The sequence below is a fragment of the Methylobacterium sp. GXS13 genome (assembly GCF_001455965.1).
GTDB lineage: Bacteria > Pseudomonadota > Alphaproteobacteria > Rhizobiales > Beijerinckiaceae > Methylobacterium.
In genome coordinates, this window is the sequence record NZ_LKKO01000082.1 from 1 (window position 1) to 16,916 (window position 16,916).

Genomic DNA, 16,916 nt, shown 5'->3' on the forward strand with positions numbered 1-16,916 from the left:
TCTGGCCGATCACGTAATTCTCAGACGGAGCCTCACAATCGATCCCGCAGCGCTTCACAGCGCGACGAAATCGGTGAGCTCAAAAAGAGATCCGACGATCGGCACTAGTCTCTCACTTGTCGAAGCCAAAGCTCCGACCGCAAGGACAAACGCCGTCCGCGTCTCCCTTCCTCAAATCCAACAATGTCAAAGACCCAGGCGAACCGGTGACCGGGCCGCCATCGACAGAACGACGATCCGGGCCAGAAACCCGATCACCCGCTTGTCCGACTGGGAGAACCGTGATACCGGCCAGACCATCCGGTCGGCCGCCTCAGCGGTGGAGGGCGTCTAGAGCCCGCCGATCCCCCTGTCAACCCCGCTGCCGAACCCGCCGAAGCGAACCCGACCCCGAAGCCAGCATCGGACAAAAACAGACTGTCGCCCGGCAAACCCGCCGGCCAATCGCCGATCCTGTCAGAAGATGCCTCAGCGCCCGGTCCACTTCCGCGGCCGGCGCCGATGAACAGGGGTATACGCACACCAACCCGGGTCGTCAACAGGGTTGTTTCGGAGCGGAGCCGATTTTCTTGGACTCCGGCGACGACAGGGGTGTGACGTCCGATTCGCCCCCCTCCTCCGGGTCGGGCCTCAGATGTCGAGGCGGAGGGTCAGCCCGTCATAGGCCGGCACCACGTTCTCCGGCAGGCGTGCGGCCAGGGCGGCGTAGTCGAGATCGGTGTGGAGGTTGGTGAGCACCGCCCGCCGAGGCTTCACCGCGTCGAGCAGCGCCAACGCATCCGAGACGGAGAAATGCGTCGGGTGCGGCGTGTCCCGCAGAGCGTCGATGATCAGGACATCGAGACCGTAGAGCCGAGCCAGACTCGCCTCCGGAATCAGGCTGACATCCGGCATGTAGGCGGCCTTGCCGAACCGGAAGCCCAGAGCCGCCTCCGTCCCGTGCTCCACCGGGAGCGATTCCACCGTGATCGGGCCACCCGACCCGTCGAGGCTCAGCGCGGCGGGGAGATCGCGCAGGTCCAAGATCGGCGGATAGGCGCTGCCGGGGGGCGTCTCGAAGCAATAGCCGAATCGCGTCGTCAGCAGGGATCGGGTGAGCGTGTCGGCATAGACCGGGATGCGCCCGCGCATGGTGATCACCAGGGGACGCAGATCGTCGATGCCGTGGGTGTGGTCGGCATGGGCGTGGGTGTAGAGCACGGCGTCGAGGCGCTGGACGCCTGCATCGATGAGCTGCTCGCGCAGGTCGGGCGAGGTATCGACCAGCAGGGTGGTCCGCCCTCCCCCGGATACGCGCTCGACCAGGATCGAGCAGCGCCGCCGCCGGTTGCGCGGATCCTCCGGATTGCACGCGCCCCATCCGCTGGCGACCCGCGGCACCCCGCCGGACGAGCCGCAGCCGAGGATGCGCAGGGTCAGGCTCGCCGGCGCGGCGCCCGGATCGGTCATGCCGCGTCCCTGGGTTTGGCCTTGTCGAACAAGGCGAAAAAGTTCGCCGTGGTGATCCGGGCGAAGTCCTCGGCGGACAATCCCAGGGTCTCGGCCAGCGACCGGGCGGTGTCGGCCATGTAGGCCGGCTCGTTGGTCCGGCCGCGATGCGGCTCGGGGGCGAGGAACGGCGCGTCGGTCTCCACCAGGATCCTGTCGAGGGGCACGCGCCGGGCGATGTCGCGCAGCGCGTGCGAGCGCCGGAAGGTGACGATCCCGGAGAACGAGATCGAGAGCCCCAGCTCGAGCCCGGCCTCGGCGAGGCGCTGGCCCGACGAAAAGCAGTGCAGCACCGCCCGGAACGGTTTTTTGCCCATCTCGTCGGTGAGCACCCGCTCCATGTGGTCGTCGGCGTCCCGGGCATGGATGACCAGGGGCAGGCCGGCGAGGCGCGCCGCCTCGATATGGGCGCGCAGCACCTGCTCCTGCACGGCCTCGGGGGCGCCGTCGGGGTAGTGGTAGTCGAGTCCCGCCTCGCCGATCCCGACGCAGCGGGGATGCGCCTTTGCGATCCCCGCGATCGTCTCGGCGGGCACATCCGGCTCCTCGCCGGCCCCGTCCGGATGGGTGCCGATGGTGAACCAGATCTCGGGATGGGCCCCGGCGATCGCCCGGTAGGTCTCGGCCCGGGCGACCCGGGTCGAGATGGTGAGCATGCCGGTGACGCCCGCGTCCCGGGCGCGGGCGATCACCCCCGGCAGGTCGGCGGCAAAATCCGGGAAATCCAGATGGCAGTGGCTGTCGATCAGCATCGTGTCTCGGATCGCTGTCAGGCGGCCGGCGTTTCGGGCCGCTCGAACCGGGGGAAGACCGGGGCCGGGGCGGGCAAGGCGGTGCCGGGCACCAGGCGACCGCCCTCCCCCACATCGGCGAGCATGCGCCGGTCCGCCGGCACGGCGAGCAGGTCCAGGAGCCTGGAGGCCGCCGTGGGCACGAAGGGCTGGACCAGGATGCCGAAGGCCCGCAGGGCTTCGAGCGTCGTGTAGAGCACGGCGTTCATCCGGGCCGGGTCGGACTTGCGCAGCTTCCAGGGCTCCTGGCCGGCGAAGTAGCGGTTGGCCTCGGCCACCACCGCCCAGATCTCGGCCAGGACGCTGTGGAGCGCGAGATCGCCCATCAGCGCCCGGACCTTGCCGGGCGCCGCGGCGGCCAGCGCCAGGAGGGCGCGGTCGGCCTCGTCCAAGGAGGCGGGCAAGGCGCCGGGATCCGGCACCGCGGCGTCGCAGTTCTTGGCGACCATCGAGAGCGAGCGCTGGGCGAGGTTGCCGAGGTCGTTGGCGAGATCGGCGTTGATCCGGCCGATGATCGCCTCGTGGCTGTAGCTGCCGTCGCCGCCGAACGGCACCTCGCGCAGCACGAAGTAGCGCACCGGATCGACCCCGTAGGTGTCGGCGAGCTCGAACGGGTCGAGGACGTTGCCGAGCGATTTCGACATCTTCTCGCCCTTGGAGAGCAGGAAGCCGTGGCCGAAGACGCGCTTGGGCAGGGGCAGCCCGGCCGACATCAGGAAGGCGGGCCAGTAGACCGCGTGGAACCGGACGATGTCCTTGCCGATCACATGCAGGTCCATCGGCCAGAATTTTTTCCGGGGGTTCTCCGCGTCGGGGAAGCCCGTGACCGTGAGGTAGTTGGTCAGCGCGTCAACCCACACGTACATGACGTGGTTCGGATGCCCCGGCACCGGCACGCCCCAGTCGAAATTGGTGCGGCTGACCGAGAGGTCCTTGAGGCCGGAGCGCACGAAGCTCGCCACTTCGTTTCTTCGGGTTTCCGGACCGATGAAGTCCGGCTGATACTCGTAGAGCTTCAGCAGCCGATCCTGGTAGGCCGAGAGCCGGAACAGGAAATTCTCCTCCTCCATCCACACCACGGGCGTGTCGGTGGCGAGGCTGCGGCGACTGCCATCCTCCAGCAGGCGGGTCTCGGCGGCGTCGTAATAGGCCTCGTCGCGCACCGAGTACCAGCCGGCATACGTGTCCAGGTAGATGTCGCCGTTGGCCTCCATCCGCCGCCAGATCTCCTGCGCGGCTGCGTAGTGGCCGGGCTCGGTGGTGCGGATGAAGCGGTCGTAGGCGCAATCCATCCGGTCGGCCATCGCCTGGAACCGGGCGGCGGTGCCGTCGACATAGGCGCGCGGGCTGGTGCCGGCCCGGGTCGCCGCCTGCTGGATCTTGAGGCCGTGCTCGTCCGTGCCGGTGGAGAACAGCACGTCGTAGCCGTCGAGCCGGTGGAAGCGGGGGCTGGCGTCGGCGGCGATCACCTCGTAGGCGTGGCCGATATGGGGCGCGCCGTTGGGGTAGGAGATCGCGGTCGAGAGGCCGAAAGTCTTCTTGGAATGCGCCGGGGCGTTGGACGTCACGTCTGTGGTGTTCCGAATGATCGCAAGAGGTTTTTCGCGTTGTCGCGCGGCCGGGGCGCGGACGCAACCGCCGCTGCCGCGCGGACGATCATGGAATCCAAAGGTCCGAGACCTGTTGCGGGTCCAGGGCGGAGCCCTGGCCGTCCCGGAAGGCACAGCGGTTACGAGGCCGCCTCGGCCAGATCCCCGAACAACGACAGCACCACCGGCCGCCGGTCGAGATTGTAGATCGCCGCCTCCCGGGCGGCGCGGCCGAACCGCTCGGCGACCTCCACCAGGGCGGCGAGGCGGGCCGGCGGCTCGTCCCGGCGCCGGTCGAGCTCGGTCGAGACGAAGCGCAGGACCGCGTCCTGCGCGGCCTCGAACCGCGCCTCGGCGTCGCGCCCGGCCAGGGTCTCGGCGAGCTTGAGCACCCGCCCCCAATCGGGCGTCTGCGCCCGGGCCAGCAGGGTCTCGACCTCGGCCACGAGGCCGGCCGTGACCGGATCGAGCATCGCCAGCGCCCGGGCGACCGACCCCTCGCACTGGGCGACCGCCCGGGCCAGGGCGGCCTCCTCGGGCTGCGGGAACGGCTCGGGCAGCCCGCGCACCACCCGGGCCACCGCCTCGGGCGCGAGCGGGCGCAGCATCAGTACCCGGCAGCGGGAGCGGATCGTCGGCAGCAGCCGCCCGGGCTGGTGGGCCAGAATCAGGAACAGGGCGCGAGGCGGCGGCTCCTCCAGCACCTTGAGCAGGGCGTTGGCCGCGTTGGCGTTGAGGTCCTCGGCGCTGTCGAGGATGCAGACCCGCCAGCCGGAATCGGTGGCCGTCGAGGCGAAGAGGTCGAGCGCCCGGCGGACCATGTCCACCGAGATCTTGGTGGGCAGCGCCTTGGCGCCGGCGGTGCGGTGGCGGCGCAGGGCCACGAGGTTCGGGTGCGACAGGCCCGCAACCTTGCCGGCGACGGGGTTGTCGTCCGGCACATCGAGCCCGGCCGGCCCGCCGCCCTCGGGATAGGCGAGCAGCCGGCGGGCGACCTTGTAGGCGAGGGTCGCCTTGCCGATGCCGGGGGCGCCGCCGATCAGCCAGGCATGGTGCAGACGCCCCGCCGCGATCCCGGCCCCGAAGGCCTCGGCCGCGGCCTCGTGGCCGACCAGCGCCCGGGTCTCGCGCGGGCGCGGGACGCCGGGGAGGTCGCCGGGCTCGGTGTCGTCGGCGGCGCGGTCTGCCGGTTTCATGGCGCGGATCTCAGGCGGCATCGCCGCGGCTTCTTTCCGTCGGGAGCAGGCCCGACAGCCGGGCCGCCACAAGGGCGCGGATCGCAACCTCGACCGAATCAGGATCGCGGCCGGCGTCGATCACCGCGCAGCGCTCCGGCTCGGCGCGGGCGATCGCCAGGAAGGCGTCGCGCAGCCTTGCGTGAAAGTCGAGTGATTCGGCCTCGAACCGGTCGGCCCCCTGCCCCGTCCCGGCGCCGCGCCCGGCCGCGCGGGCGAGCCCGGCCTCGGGGGGCAGGTCGAGGATCAGGGTGAGATCCGGCCGGGTCGGGCCGACCACGACCCGCTCCAGGGCGATGACGACGGCCGGATCGAGGCCGGCGGCGGCGCCCTGGTAGGCCCGCGTCGAGTCGATGAAGCGGTCGCACAGCACGATCTCGCCCCGGCGCAGGGCCGGACGTATCAGCCGGTCGAGGTGGTCGATCCGGGCCGCGCTGAACAGCAGCGCCTCCGCGAAGGGGCCGTAGGGCTTGGCGACGCCACCGAGCAGCGCCGCGCGGATCTCCTCGGCCCGGGGCGAGCCGCCGGGCTCGCGGGTCACGCAGACCTCCCGGCCCGACCGGGACCGCAGGGTCGCGGCTAGGCGGGCGATCTGTGTCGACTTGCCGGCGCCCTCGCCGCCTTCGAAGGTGATGAAGGTTCCCGGCGCAGGCTCTTCGACGCGTGGCGCGATCACGGGCGAAACATCACGTCGGATCGGCCGTTCGGTCGCCGGATTTCGCGTCCTTCTTGCCGACCCGGTCGAAGGCCTTGCGCACGAGGCCGGTGCCGAATTCCAGCGCCGCATCCATCGCCCGCTGCGACAGGGTGCCGGGCTCGACCGTCGCGCCGGCGAAGAGCGGCTGGTCGAGGGCGACGGTGTCGCCGCGCTGGATCCGCAGGGTTCCGATCTGCCGGCCCTCCTCCACGGGGGCGACGAGCGGCCCGGTATAGACCACCTTGGCGCTGACCCGGTCGGTGGAGCCGCGGGGCAGCAGCACCCGCACCGGCTTCTTCGCGACCAGGGGCACGGAACCGGCCTGGCCGCCGAACACCGAGGCCTCGGCCACGGTCTCGCCCGTCGCGAAGATCTGCCGGGGCTCGAAGGCGCGGAACCCCCATTCCATCAGCTTGCGCGATTCCGCGGCCCGGTCCCGGGCGGTCTTGAGGCCGGAGACCACGAGCACCAGCCGCTGGCCGTTCTGCACCGCCGAGCCGGTCAGGGCGTAGCCGGATTCCTCGAGGTAGCCGGTCTTGAGACCATCGGCACCGATATCGAGGGCCAAGAGCGGGTTGCGGTTCTGCTGGCGGATCTTGTTCCAGGTGAACTCCTTCTCGGAGAAGATCTTGTAGAGGTCCGGGTAGGTTTCGATCAGGTGGATCGCGAGCTTGGCCATGTCCCGGGCCGTGACCTTCTGATCGGTCGCCGCGTAGCCGGTGGCGTTGCGGAAGGTCGAGTTCGTCAACCCGATCTCCTTGGCGCGCTGGTTCATCAGCCCGGCGAAGGCCTCCTCGGTGCCGGCCATGTTCTCCGCGATGGTGATCGCGGCGTCGTTGCCCGACTGGACGATCAGGCCGCGCAGCAGGTCCGACATCTTGATGCGGCTGTTGACCTGCGCGAACATCGACGAGCCGCCGCCCCCGGCCCCGCCCCGCTTCCAGGCGTCCTCGGTGACGGTGAACTCGGTGTCCATCGACAGGCGGCCGGATTTCAGCGCCTCGAACACGATGTCGGTGGTCATCAGCTTGGCCATGCTGGCCGGGGAGAACCGCTCGTCGGCGGCCTTCTCGAACAGCACCGAGCCGGAATCCGCGTCGATCAGGATCGCGTGCGGGGCCGCCGTCTGGAAGCTCTGGGCGGCCGCGCCGGCGAGGCCCGCCCCCAGCGCGCAGGCGGCCGCAAGAAGGGTGAGAAGGGTCCTGCGCATCACCGTTCCGTCCCACGCCCGCCGCCCGGTTGGAAGAACGCCAACCGTATCCGGATAACAAGCGTGACCATATTACGGTTTCGATGCGGGATCGAACGCGAAATGCCGCATTGCGGGAACGGCGAGCGCCCGGGCCGTCCTCAGTAGATCCCGGCCAGGCGTGCATGCCCGGCGCCGGTCGACGCCGTCTTGGTCGGGCCCCCGACCTTCGCCTGGGCTGGTCCCTTGGCGGCGGTGGCGACCTTGCTCGGCGCCGGAGCCTTGGTGGAGGCCGCGGCCTTGGCGGAGATCCCGGAGGGAACCCTGGCCGGTGCCGCCGCGGAGGCGAGATGCGCCAGGGCGGATTTGGACGCAGGCGGCAGCGCGGCGGGCGCGGCCGCAGCGAATCTCGCGGGGGCGCCGGGCCGGCCCGCGCCCGGGCCCGCACGAAGGGCGACGGCGGCGGGCTTCGGAACCGCGCCGTGGACGCTTGCCTGCGCCGGGCCCTGACCGGAGGCCGGATTGAGGCCGGCAACCTTTACGCCCGCACCCCTGTGCTCGGCGCCCTTCTGCTCGGCGACCTGGACCGGCGCCGGCCGGAAATCCCGCACCTTCTGGGCGGTCGGCTGGACGGCCGCCGGCACCCGCATGGCGGCCGAAGCCAGCATGATCGGGGCACGCACCGGGGCGGGCCGCGGCGCCGGGGCCTCGTCGGGTTGCGCGCGCTCGGGGGCCGGCTTGAAGGCCAGGGGCTCGGGGGCCGAGCGGGCGTAGCGCTCCGGCTCCTCGGAGGGGCCGAGATCGGCCATCATCACGGTCGAGCGGCCGGCCGGCTGCCCGTCGGTGCGCAGGCTGGCGAGGAGCTTGCGGTCGTCGCTGCCGGCGACCGAGGCCCGGCCGGCATATTCGACCCGCACCCGCGCGGTGCCCCTGCGGTGGAAGCCCAGGGCCTCGGCCGCCTCCTCGGAGACGTCCATGACGCGGCCGGCATGGTAGGGCCCCCGGTCGTTGACCCGCACGATCATCGAGGAGCCGTTGTCGAGGTTGGTTACCCGCGCGTAGCTCGGCAGCGGCAGGGTCGGGTGGGCGGCGGCGATCGAGTGGCGGTCGAACACCTCGCCGTTGGCGGTCATGCGCCCGTGGAAGGCCGAGCCGTACCAGGAGGCCAGGCCCTCCCGCACGTAGCCGCGCGGATCCTCCTTGGGCACGTAGGTCTGGCCCGCCACCACGTAGGGCTTGCCGGTGTAGCGGCGCCCGCCGCCCTTCGGGATCACGTCGCCCTCGTTGTAGAGGCGCGGGCTCGCCTTGACCCCGTATTTCGGGTCGATGCCGTTGCCGGCGGCGAGCTTCTGCTGTTGGGGGGTGGTGGCGCAGTTGGCCGTGGCCAGGGCCACGCCCGAGACGGCCAGGAGCCGCAGGGCGAGGCGCGCAGGCCGGGGAAGGGTCGTGCGCACCATGTCGGGGATCACCAAACTCTACGCGGAACCATGGCCGGTAAACGAACCGGCACCGGCCGCGCCCCTGGGCTCAGCCGGTCCACCCAGAATTGTAGGGATCGCGTAAACGAAGCCTGAACGATCCCGGCTTCGGCGCTCATCCCCTGCCCGTTCGCGGGGCGGTTTTCTCGCGCAAAGCACGAGACGTGGCGATCAAGTCGTTGATTTGTTCAAAAAAAACCGGTTTCAGAGAGGTCCGAGACCTTTTGCGGGTCCGGGTTTGCAAGCCCAGGGCGGAGCCCGGGTATCAGACGGGCTCCGCCCCCGAGCCGCGCCCGAGGGCACGGCCCTGTGGGCAACCCGGGTCAGCGGGACGGGGTCTCGGTCAGCTGCGCGATGGAGCGCGCGCCGCGCTGCTTGAACAGCAGGTCGAGGCCCTCCAGCATCAGGGCGTGCATCTTGGTCCGCTCGGCATAGGCGAGGTCCCGGAGCTGGTCGTAGACCGGCGGCTCCAGATAGACCGACATCTGCCGGGCGCGCTGCTTCAGCGTGGCGGCCGGCTTCGCCGCCGGGGGCGCCAGCGCCAGCGTCACGATCTCGGCACCCTGCGGCCGGGCCGCGTGCCGATCCGGCGGGTTCGCCGAGGCGACGATCGCCGCGAGACTGAGCTTAGGCGGCTTGGACATGCTGGCCCGTCCTCAGCGACTGCGTGCGGCGCTCGATCCAGGACCAGAGGCGGCGGACCTCCCCGGCGGCCTGGCCCTTGGGATTGAACTCGGTGACGCCCTGGCCGAGGCCGATCGCGTCCTGATGATCGGTGCGGGCGACGATGTTCACGTCCGGCAGGATTCCGAGCACGGCGAGCCCGTCGGCCGCGTCCCGGACCCGGTAGGAGCGGGGCGGGGTCTGGTTCAGCACGAAGGCGAATTTCTTCTCCAGCCGGTAGACGGCGGCGAGCGTCGGCTTGAACGCCCGCAGGTCGGCCGGCGTCGGCCGGCACGGGATGATGCACAGATCGGCCGCGCGAATCGCCGAGAGCGTGCCGGTGGAATCGACCCCCGGCGTATCGATGAACACGAAATCGTAGGCGGATTCGCGCAGGCGCTCCATCACGGCGTCGATCTGCGTCGCGTCGATCTGCGCGACCTCGGGACCGTCGGCGGTGCGGTGGTCGAGCCAGTCCGAGATCGTGGCCTGGCGGTCCATCTCCAGGATGCAGACCGTGTGGCCGGCCTCCCGGGCGGCGACCGCCAGGGAGATGCACAGCGTGCTCTTGCCGCTGCCGCCCTTCTGCGTAACGAAGGTGATCGCTTTCATCCTGGGCGTCCTCCAGAAGGCCCTGCGCATCCGCCGGGGCGCGGGCAATCCGATTGCCGCGCCCGCGCCGGGCAACCTCAGGTGCGGGATCACGGGCTGCCGCGATCCTGTGACCCAAGGATGTCGTGCGGCACGTTGCGTGCGACATGGTTAACGACTCGTTAAGGCAAGCTCCCGTCCCCTGGGGCAGGCGAGCCGGTCAGGATGCGCGGTCGCAACTTGCGTTCTAAACTTCAGGTTAATATTTATGCTGTCTGTTCTTTGAACGGCCTTTTCAGCTGCTATAGGATTTCGTAGCGTTGGTCTGCCGGTGCCGAGGCCTCGATGGATTTGATAACCTCAGGTTTGATGGCGTACGACGATCCGGCGAGGAATGGCATGGCCGAAGCCCCGATCCCGCAATCCGTCCTCGATGCGTCCGGTGTGGTCGGCACATGGGTCCATGATCACTGGGCCGATCGGCTGGCGCTCTCGGCCTCACTGGCAGGGCTGCTCGGCCTCGACCCGGTGGCGGCCGCCACCGGCGTGTCCCTCGCGGCATTCCTCGACCGGACTCATCCCGAGGATCGCATCCGGGTCGAGAGCTACCTGCACGCGGTGTCCGAGACCGGCGGCACCCTGGAGGCGGAGTTCCGCACCCGCGACACCCGCAGCGGCATCCGCACCCTGCTGATGCGCGGCCGGATCGACCGCGATCCCACGGGCCGCACCCTGCAGGGCCGCGGCATCGCCATCGACCGGACCGAGGCGCAGACGGCCAACCTCCTGCAGAGCGAGCGCGTCGTGAACCGGATGGCCGAGCACGTCATCGCCCTGCGCGACCTCGCCCATGCCCTGAGGCGACCGGCGCTGGTCGAGCAGATCGAGCGCCTGATGATCGAGATCGGCTTCGAGCTCGCCCGCTTCCTGCCCGAACCCGAGGACGAGCCGCGGCACTGAGCATGCGGCGGAGCCTGATTGATCGCGCCCGCACCCGCAAGCTACGGTCCCGGCAACACAATGCCGGGAGGACGCCGATGGCCCGCGACACGATCTACGACCGCGATCTCGACCGCGTGCCGGCCAACCACCAGCCGCTGACGCCCCTGCTCTATCTCGACCGGGCGGCGCGGGTGTTCCCCGAGCAGGTGGCCGTGATCCATGGGCCCCTGCGGCGCTCCTACCGGGACCTCTACGCCCGTGCCCGCCGGCTGGCCTCGGCTCTGGCGCAGCGCGGGCTCGGCCGCGGCGACACCGTGGCGGCCTTCCTCGCCAACACCCCCGAGATGGTCGAGTGCCATTACGGTGTCCCGATGACCGGGGCGGTGCTCAACACCCTCAACACCCGCCTCGACGCCGCGGCGATCCGCTTCTGCCTGGAGCACGGCGAGGCCAAGGTGCTGATCACCGACCGGGAATTCGCGCAAACCGCCGCGGCGGCCTTGGAGGGCCTGGAGCCGAAACCCTTCGTCATCGATGTCGACGACCCGGAATACGACGGGCCGGGGGCCCGGCTCGGGGACACGGATTACGAGGCCTTCCTGGCTGGCGGCGACCCGGAGCATGATTGGCAGCTGCCCGACGACGAGTGGGACGCGATCGCGCTGAACTACACCTCGGGCACCACCGGCGATCCGAAGGGCGTGGTCTACCACCACCGGGGCGCGGCGCTGCTGGCGCTCGGCAACGTCATCACCGGCGGTCTCGGGCAGCACCCGGTCTATCTCTGGACGCTGCCGATGTTCCACTGCAACGGCTGGTGCTTCCCCTGGACCCTGTCGATCGTGGCCGGCACCCATGTCTGCCTGCGCCAGGTCCGGGCGGAGGCGCTCTACCGGCTGATGGCCGAGCACGGGGTCACGCATCTCTGCGGCGCGCCGATCGTGATGCAATTGCTGATCAACGCCCCCGATGCCGAGCGGCGGGACCTGCCCCGGCGGGTGGCGTTCTTCACCGCGGCGGCGCCCCCGCCCGAGGCGGTGCTGGCCGGGATGTCGGAGGCCGGGTTCGACGTGACCCACCTGTACGGCCTGACCGAGAGCTACGGCCCGGCGGTGGTCAATGCCTGGAACGCCGATTGGGACGCCCTGGCGGCCGACCAGCGGGCGGCCAAGAAGGCGCGCCAGGGGGTGCGTTATCCGGTGCTGGAGGCGCTGGACGTGCGCGACCCGGAGACGATGGTGCCGGTGCCCGCCGACGGCACGACGATCGGCGAGGTGATGATGCGCGGCAACGTGGTGATGCGCGGCTACCTCAAGAACTCGGCGGCCACGCAGGCCGCATTCCAGGGCGGCTGGTTCCGCACCGGCGATCTCGGGGTGAAGCACCCGGACGGCTACATCCAGCTCAAGGACCGGTCGAAGGACATCATCATTTCGGGGGGCGAGAACATCTCGTCGATCGAGGTCGAGGACGCGCTGTTCAAGCATCCGGCGGTGTCGGCCGCCGCGGTGGTGGCCAAGCCGGACGCGAAATGGGGCGAGACGCCCTGCGCCTTCGTCGAGCTGAAGCCGGGCGCCTCGCCAAGTGCCGACGAGCTGATCCAGTGGTGCAGGGGACGGCTCGCCGCCTACAAGCTGCCGCGCCACGTGATCTTCGGCGACCTGCCGAAGACTTCCACCGGCAAGATCCAGAAGTTCATCCTGCGCGAGCGGGCGCGCGAGGACGGCGCGTGAGCCGGCGCCCGAGCGGCCGGGTCAGGCCTGCGGAGGCTGCGGAGGCTCGGCGCGGACCGGCACGCGCACGGCCTTGGCCGCGCGCAGATCGGCGGCGATCTGGGCGATGAAGGCCTGGATCGACACCAGGCTGAACAGGCTGATCGAGGCGACCAGGGCGGCGGAAACCAGGATCTTGGCGGTAGCGGGGTCCACGGCGTGACGTCCTTGACGTAGGGCTCGCCGCGGGCTGTCCGGGCGAGGGGCGCCGTTCAGGGCGCCCGCGATGATCCGAAGGTGGGCGTGCGGCCTCGGTTCCGCCAGCGTTGCCGTGATGGACCTGGCATGCGCGTAGGTTCGGGCTCCGGTATCAACCGGAGGTGCTGGTCGTACGCACCGTTTCCCGCAATAAGCCGGCCCGATGCGGGGCGCATCGGGGAGAGACGTATGGCCGGCAAGGGGATCTCGGCGGGCATCGCCGGCTGCGTTCTGGGGGGGCTGCTGGCGGTTCAGGGCGCGCTCCTGAGCGCGGCGGCGGCCCGGGCCCAGGAGCCTGCCCGGGAGCCTGCCCAAGAGGCTGCCCGAGAGCCGGTCACCCGGGCCGGCTATTTCTACATCGGCGGCCGGTATCAGAAGCTCGGCGACAAGACCGTGATGGTCGGGCAGATGTTCGTGCAGTCGCGCACGCCGGCCCGGATCACCCAGCCCTACCCGGTGGTGATGGTTCACGGCTTGGCCCAGACCGGCGTGAACTACCTTGCCACCGCGGATGGACGGCCGGGCTGGGTGCAGCACTTCGTCGAGAAGGGCTACCAGGTCTACGTGGTCGACCAGGTCGGGCGCGGGCGCTCGGGCACCAACCCGGAGGTCTACGGCCCCTACGACCGGCTCGGCACCCGCAGCCTCGAGAAGACCTACACGGCGCCGGAGGTCTACGACCTGTTCCCGCAGGCGAAGCTCCACACCCAATGGCCGGGCGGCCCCGGCGTGCAGGGCAATGCCGCCTTCGACCAGTTCTTCGCCAGCCAGGTCCCGTTCCTGGCCAACGGCCAGCAGACGGAGGAACTCGTCGATCCGGCCCTGCTGGCGCTCTTGGAGAAGATCGGCCCGGCGATCCTGCTCACCCACGGCCAGGGCGCCCTGTTCGGCTGGGCGGCTTCGGATGCGAGACCCGACCTGGTGAAGGCCCATGTCAGCATCGAGCCGAACGGACCGCCCTTCTTCGACGTGCAGTTCCGGGGCGGCAAGGACTTCTGGGAGCGCTCCGGGGATGGCCGCGCCCGCGCCTACGGGCTGACCCGCATGCCGCTGACCTTCGACCCGCCGGTCAAGGCGCCGGAGGATCTGGTCGTGGCGCAGCAGGCCAAGGGTGCCGATTCCAAGGCCCCGGAGGGCCAGATCCGCTGCTGGCTGCAGACCGAGCCCGCCCGGACCCTGCCGAACCTCGCCAAGGTGCCCGCCGTCATCGTGACCGCCGAGGCTTCGTTCCACGCCACCTACGACGCCTGCACGGCCGCCTTCCTGACCCAGGCCGGCGCCAAGCCCGACGCGATCCGGCTCGCCGACCGGGGCCTGCACGGCAACGGCCACATGGTGATGCTGGAGGCCAACAGCGACGCCGTGGCGGATGCCGTGGCCGGCTGGCTCGGGACCCACGTGAAATAGCGTCTCGGAACGGGCCGCGGCGGCTCTTCCCCCGGCGTCCACAGGTCGCCGCCGACCGGCGTGACCGCGCTCTGCCCGCTCCCGTGCCGCCGCGACGGCGCGCGTCTGACGCTGCGTGTCGTAACCGCAACAGCCCTCGCCTTCCGCGCGCGACCGGCTTGCAGCCAAGCCTGGCTGCACGTACTGCGTGTAGCAGAAAGCTGAATAAAAACAGCAGTTTATCACAGTTCTAAAGAACGTGGCAGCCCCGGCGGGACCCATCCCGGCGCATGCGGGCGGCTGTTCGGAGCGTCGTGCAGGACCCAGTCAGATGAGAGTCGTTCATCCCCGTTCCGGCGCCCTGCGTGCCCTGCTCGCCGGCGCCTCCCTCGCGGTGCTGGCGCAGGCCGCGCCGGCGCTCGCCCAGGACGCGACGCCGCCGCGCCGCGGCATCAGTAACCCGCCCGCCGGAGGCAGCGTGCAGCTCGACGAGATCAGCGTCGAGAGCCGCGGGGGCGGCCCGGTCCAGGCGGCGCGGGCCAGCGCGGCCTCGCGCAGCGTGGAGAGCCCGACCGGCCCGATCGACGGCTTCGTGGCGAAGCGCTCGAACACCGCGACGAAGACCAACACCCCGCTGATCGAGGCGCCGCAATCGATCACCGTGATCGGCCGCCAGCAACTCGACGCCCAGAACGCCCAGACCCTGACCCAGGCGACCCAGTACGTTGCCGGCGCCTATGGTGGCGTGTTCGGCGCGGATACGCGCATCGACTATCTCACCCTGCGCGGCTTCGTGGTGAGCGACTACGGCATCTACCGGGACGGGCTGCAGCAGCTGAATTACGGCTTCGGCTACTTCAAGACCAACACGTTCGGGCTCGAGCGCATCGAGGTTCTGCGCGGCCCCGCGGCGGTCCTGTTCGGGGCCGGCAGCCCCGGCGGCATCGTCAACCAGGTGACCAAGCGCCCGACCCTCGACCCGTTCGGCTACGCCGAGGTCGGCGGCGGCTCGTTCGGCCAGAAATACGCCGCCTTCGACTTCGGCGGCCCGGCCGACCAGGAGGGCCACTGGTTCTACCGTCTGACCGGCTACGGCCGCCAGGGCGGAACCCAGGTCGACGGCGCGCCGGACGACAGCTTCTACATCGCGCCGGCCGTCACTTATAAGCCGGACGGGGCGACGCGCTTCACCTTCCTGTCGAGCTTCCAGCACGACAACACCGCGGTGACGTCGAACTTCCTGCCCTATCTCGGGACCGTGCGGCCCAACGCCTCCGGGTTGCGCATCCCGCGCTCGCTCAATGTCGGCGATGCCGGATTCAACACGTTCCAGCGCGACCAGGCCTTCCTCGGCTACGAGTTCGAGCACGACTTCGACGAGACGTGGACCTTCCGGCAGAACCTGCGCTACTCGTTCCTCAAGAGCTTCCAGAATTCCGATATCGGCCAGCTCGGCTACAGCAATCCGGCCCAGACGCTGCTCGCCCGCTACCAGTTCCGGGACAGTGCCAAGGTCAACCTGTTCCAGGTCGACAACCAGGCGGAGGCGCGGTTCTTCGACGGATACTTCCGTCACGACCTGCTGATGGGCCTGGACTACAAGGATTACCGCCTGAGCGACAATCAGGCGTCGCTGTTCCCGGCGAGCGACCTGAACATCCTGGCTCCGGCCTACGGCCTGCCCACCGGGACGCCGTCGCCCTACCTCATCAATTCCAACGCGTTCAAGCAGCTCGGCCTCTACCTGCAGGACCAGATCAAGGTCACCGACCGCCTCACCCTGCTGGTCGGCGGCCGCCAGGATTTCGCGGATAACCGGGTGGTCGACAAGCTCAACAACGGCGTGGGCAGCAACGGCCGCAGCGACAACGGCACCACCTACCGCACGGCGCTGATCTACAACTTCGACAACGGGCTCGCCCCCTATGTCAGCCTCTCGACCTCGTTCCAGCCGCTGATCGGCACCGGCATCGACAACCAGACCTTCAAGCCCGAGACCGGCAAGCAGGTCGAGGGCGGCGTCAAGTTCGAGCCCCCCGGCCAGGGCTACTTCGTCACCCTGGCGGGCTTCGACATCCACCGCCAGAACGTGCTCACCGCCAATCCCGCCAACCCGCTGTTCAACGCCCAGCTCGGCGAGGTGCGGTCCACGGGCTTCGAGGCGCAGCTGGTTGCGAGCCTGTTCGACGGCCTCAACATCTCGGCCTCGTACACGATCTACGGGCTGACCAACGAGCGGGGCGGCCCGGACCTGATCGGCAAGGTCCCGGTCAACATCCCGGAGAACTTCGCCAACGTGTTCGTCGACTACACCATCCCGACGGGTGACCTGCGCGGCTTCGGCTTCGGTGGCGGCGTGCGCTATGTCGGGCGCTCCTTCGCCGACGTGGCCAACCTGTACCGGGTGCCGGACTACGTGCTGTTCGACGCGCAGGTCCATTACGACTGGGAGCGCTGGCGCCTGCAGGTGAACGCGACGAATATCGGCGACCGGCGCTTCGTCTCGTCCTGTCAGGCGTTCAATTCCTGCTTCTACGGCGAGGCGCGGCGGGTTCTGGCGAGCGTGAGCTACAAGTGGTGAGGCTTCCACCTCGCCGGTCTTGAGGCTGCACGCGAACGTCGCGTTGCAAGTCATGGTTTCAAAAGGGCTACGCCCTTTTGCGGGTCCAGGGCAGAGCCCTGGAAGTGGGCCTTAACCCGCCACGGGCGCCGGCCCGGACAGGCGGGTCGGCAGCGTGTCGATGCGCAGGGGCCGGCGCAGGCTCCGGGAGAGGGCGACCAACGCCACCGTCGCCGAGGGGGTGGCGGCGGTCAGCAACCCGGCCACGGCGAGGAGCAACCTCGCGAGCGAGGGGTCGACGCAGAAGGCCAGCGGCGCGCGCCAGAGGCTGCGCAAG

14 protein-coding genes and 1 pseudogene are annotated in these 16,916 nt (G+C 70.2%); 4 read left to right on the forward strand and 11 right to left on the reverse strand.

Annotation, left to right across the window (positions count from 1 at the left end; all coding sequences use genetic code 11):
• Window positions 1–630 precede the first annotated feature (630 nt).
• From AO398_RS24825 to AO398_RS24865, 9 genes are all read right to left on the reverse strand, one after another.
• The gene (locus AO398_RS24825) at window positions 631–1,449 is read right to left on the reverse strand and encodes an MBL fold metallo-hydrolase (RefSeq protein WP_058194844.1); all 819 of its coding nucleotides are present in this window, start codon (window positions 1,447–1,449) and stop codon (window positions 631–633) included.
• Window positions 1,446–2,240 (reverse strand): TatD family hydrolase, encoded by a 795-nt coding sequence (locus AO398_RS24830; protein WP_058194845.1) that lies wholly within the window; start codon window positions 2,238–2,240, stop codon window positions 1,446–1,448. Before AO398_RS24830 ends, AO398_RS24825 begins: the two co-directional genes overlap by 4 nt.
• Window positions 2,241–2,257: 17 nt before the next feature.
• Window positions 2,258–3,847: a methionine--tRNA ligase gene (gene metG / locus AO398_RS24835; RefSeq protein WP_058194846.1), complete on the reverse strand. Its 1,590-nt coding sequence runs from the start codon at window positions 3,845–3,847 to the stop codon at window positions 2,258–2,260.
• 161 nt (window positions 3,848–4,008) lie between these two features.
• Complete coding sequence (locus AO398_RS24840; RefSeq protein ID WP_082643441.1) at window positions 4,009–5,064, reverse strand: DNA polymerase III subunit delta'; 1,056 nt, start codon at window positions 5,062–5,064, stop codon at window positions 4,009–4,011.
• Between the two features lie 10 nt (window positions 5,065–5,074).
• Window positions 5,075–5,779 carry a dTMP kinase gene (gene tmk / locus AO398_RS24845; protein ID WP_058194848.1) on the reverse strand — a complete coding sequence of 235 codons (705 nt, stop codon included), beginning with the start codon at window positions 5,777–5,779 and terminating at the stop codon, window positions 5,075–5,077.
• 10 nt (window positions 5,780–5,789) lie between these two features.
• A complete protein-coding gene (locus AO398_RS24850; RefSeq protein ID WP_058194849.1) occupies window positions 5,790–7,010 on the reverse strand; it encodes a D-alanyl-D-alanine carboxypeptidase family protein in 1,221 nt (406 codons plus the stop codon).
• Between the two features lie 140 nt (window positions 7,011–7,150).
• Window positions 7,151–8,446, reverse strand: a complete 1,296-nt coding sequence (locus AO398_RS24855) for a septal ring lytic transglycosylase RlpA family protein (protein WP_058194850.1) — start codon at window positions 8,444–8,446, stop codon at window positions 7,151–7,153.
• Window positions 8,447–8,790: 344 nt separating this feature from the next.
• The gene (locus tag AO398_RS24860; protein WP_058194851.1) at window positions 8,791–9,111 is read right to left on the reverse strand and encodes a ribbon-helix-helix domain-containing protein; all 321 of its coding nucleotides are present in this window, start codon (window positions 9,109–9,111) and stop codon (window positions 8,791–8,793) included.
• Complete coding sequence (locus AO398_RS24865; RefSeq protein ID WP_058194852.1) at window positions 9,095–9,742, reverse strand: ParA family protein; 648 nt, start codon at window positions 9,740–9,742, stop codon at window positions 9,095–9,097. The genes AO398_RS24860 and AO398_RS24865 overlap by 17 nt, the downstream gene beginning before the upstream one ends.
• A 378-nt stretch (window positions 9,743–10,120) precedes the next feature.
• Here AO398_RS24865 and AO398_RS24870 point away from each other — a divergent pair, with 378 nt between their 5' ends.
• Window positions 10,121–10,681 (forward strand): PAS domain-containing protein, encoded by a 561-nt coding sequence (locus AO398_RS24870; RefSeq protein WP_058194853.1) that lies wholly within the window; start codon window positions 10,121–10,123, stop codon window positions 10,679–10,681.
• 77 nt (window positions 10,682–10,758) lie between these two features.
• Entirely contained in the window at window positions 10,759–12,396 is a 1,638-nt protein-coding gene (locus AO398_RS24875) for an acyl-CoA synthetase (RefSeq protein WP_058194854.1), read from the forward strand.
• Between the two features lie 21 nt (window positions 12,397–12,417).
• Here the strand turns inward: AO398_RS24875 and AO398_RS29175 are convergent, their stop codons facing one another.
• The gene (locus AO398_RS29175; protein ID WP_201025831.1) at window positions 12,418–12,591 is read right to left on the reverse strand and encodes a hypothetical protein; all 174 of its coding nucleotides are present in this window, start codon (window positions 12,589–12,591) and stop codon (window positions 12,418–12,420) included.
• 231 nt (window positions 12,592–12,822) lie between these two features.
• Between AO398_RS29175 and AO398_RS24880 the strand changes: the two genes are divergently transcribed.
• A complete protein-coding gene (locus AO398_RS24880; protein ID WP_058194855.1) occupies window positions 12,823–14,040 on the forward strand; it encodes an alpha/beta hydrolase in 1,218 nt (405 codons plus the stop codon).
• A 310-nt stretch (window positions 14,041–14,350) separates the two neighbouring features.
• On the forward strand, window positions 14,351–16,600 hold the full coding sequence (locus tag AO398_RS24885) for a TonB-dependent siderophore receptor (RefSeq protein ID WP_058194856.1): 2,250 nt from the start codon (window positions 14,351–14,353) through the stop codon (window positions 16,598–16,600).
• A gap of 111 nt (window positions 16,601–16,711) precedes the next feature.
• Here AO398_RS24885 and AO398_RS28860 read toward each other — a convergent pair.
• Window positions 16,712–16,916: pseudogene (locus AO398_RS28860) on the reverse strand (hypothetical protein); the annotation flags it as partial.

Bases quoted from the DNA above. Each gene is read 5' to 3' on its own strand.
- AO398_RS24880 (WP_058194855.1), top strand. From the start codon at position 12,823: ATGGCCGGCAAGGGGATCTCGGCGGGCATCGCCGGCTGCGTTCTGGGG.
- AO398_RS24860 (WP_058194851.1), bottom strand. From the start codon at position 9,111: ATGTCCAAGCCGCCTAAGCTCAGTCTCGCGGCGATCGTCGCCTCGGCG.
- AO398_RS24840 (WP_082643441.1), bottom strand. From the start codon at position 5,064: ATGAAACCGGCAGACCGCGCCGCCGACGACACCGAGCCCGGCGACCTC.
- AO398_RS24865 (WP_058194852.1), bottom strand. From the start codon at position 9,742: ATGAAAGCGATCACCTTCGTTACGCAGAAGGGCGGCAGCGGCAAGAGC.
- AO398_RS24870 (WP_058194853.1), top strand. From the start codon at position 10,121: ATGGCCGAAGCCCCGATCCCGCAATCCGTCCTCGATGCGTCCGGTGTG.
- AO398_RS24850 (WP_058194849.1), bottom strand. From the start codon at position 7,010: ATGCGCAGGACCCTTCTCACCCTTCTTGCGGCCGCCTGCGCGCTGGGG.
- AO398_RS24830 (WP_058194845.1), bottom strand. From the start codon at position 2,240: ATGCTGATCGACAGCCACTGCCATCTGGATTTCCCGGATTTTGCCGCC.
- AO398_RS24855 (WP_058194850.1), bottom strand. From the start codon at position 8,446: ATGGTGCGCACGACCCTTCCCCGGCCTGCGCGCCTCGCCCTGCGGCTC.
- AO398_RS24875 (WP_058194854.1), top strand. From the start codon at position 10,759: ATGGCCCGCGACACGATCTACGACCGCGATCTCGACCGCGTGCCGGCC.
- AO398_RS24885 (WP_058194856.1), top strand. From the start codon at position 14,351: ATGAGAGTCGTTCATCCCCGTTCCGGCGCCCTGCGTGCCCTGCTCGCC.
- AO398_RS24825 (WP_058194844.1), bottom strand. From the start codon at position 1,449: ATGACCGATCCGGGCGCCGCGCCGGCGAGCCTGACCCTGCGCATCCTC.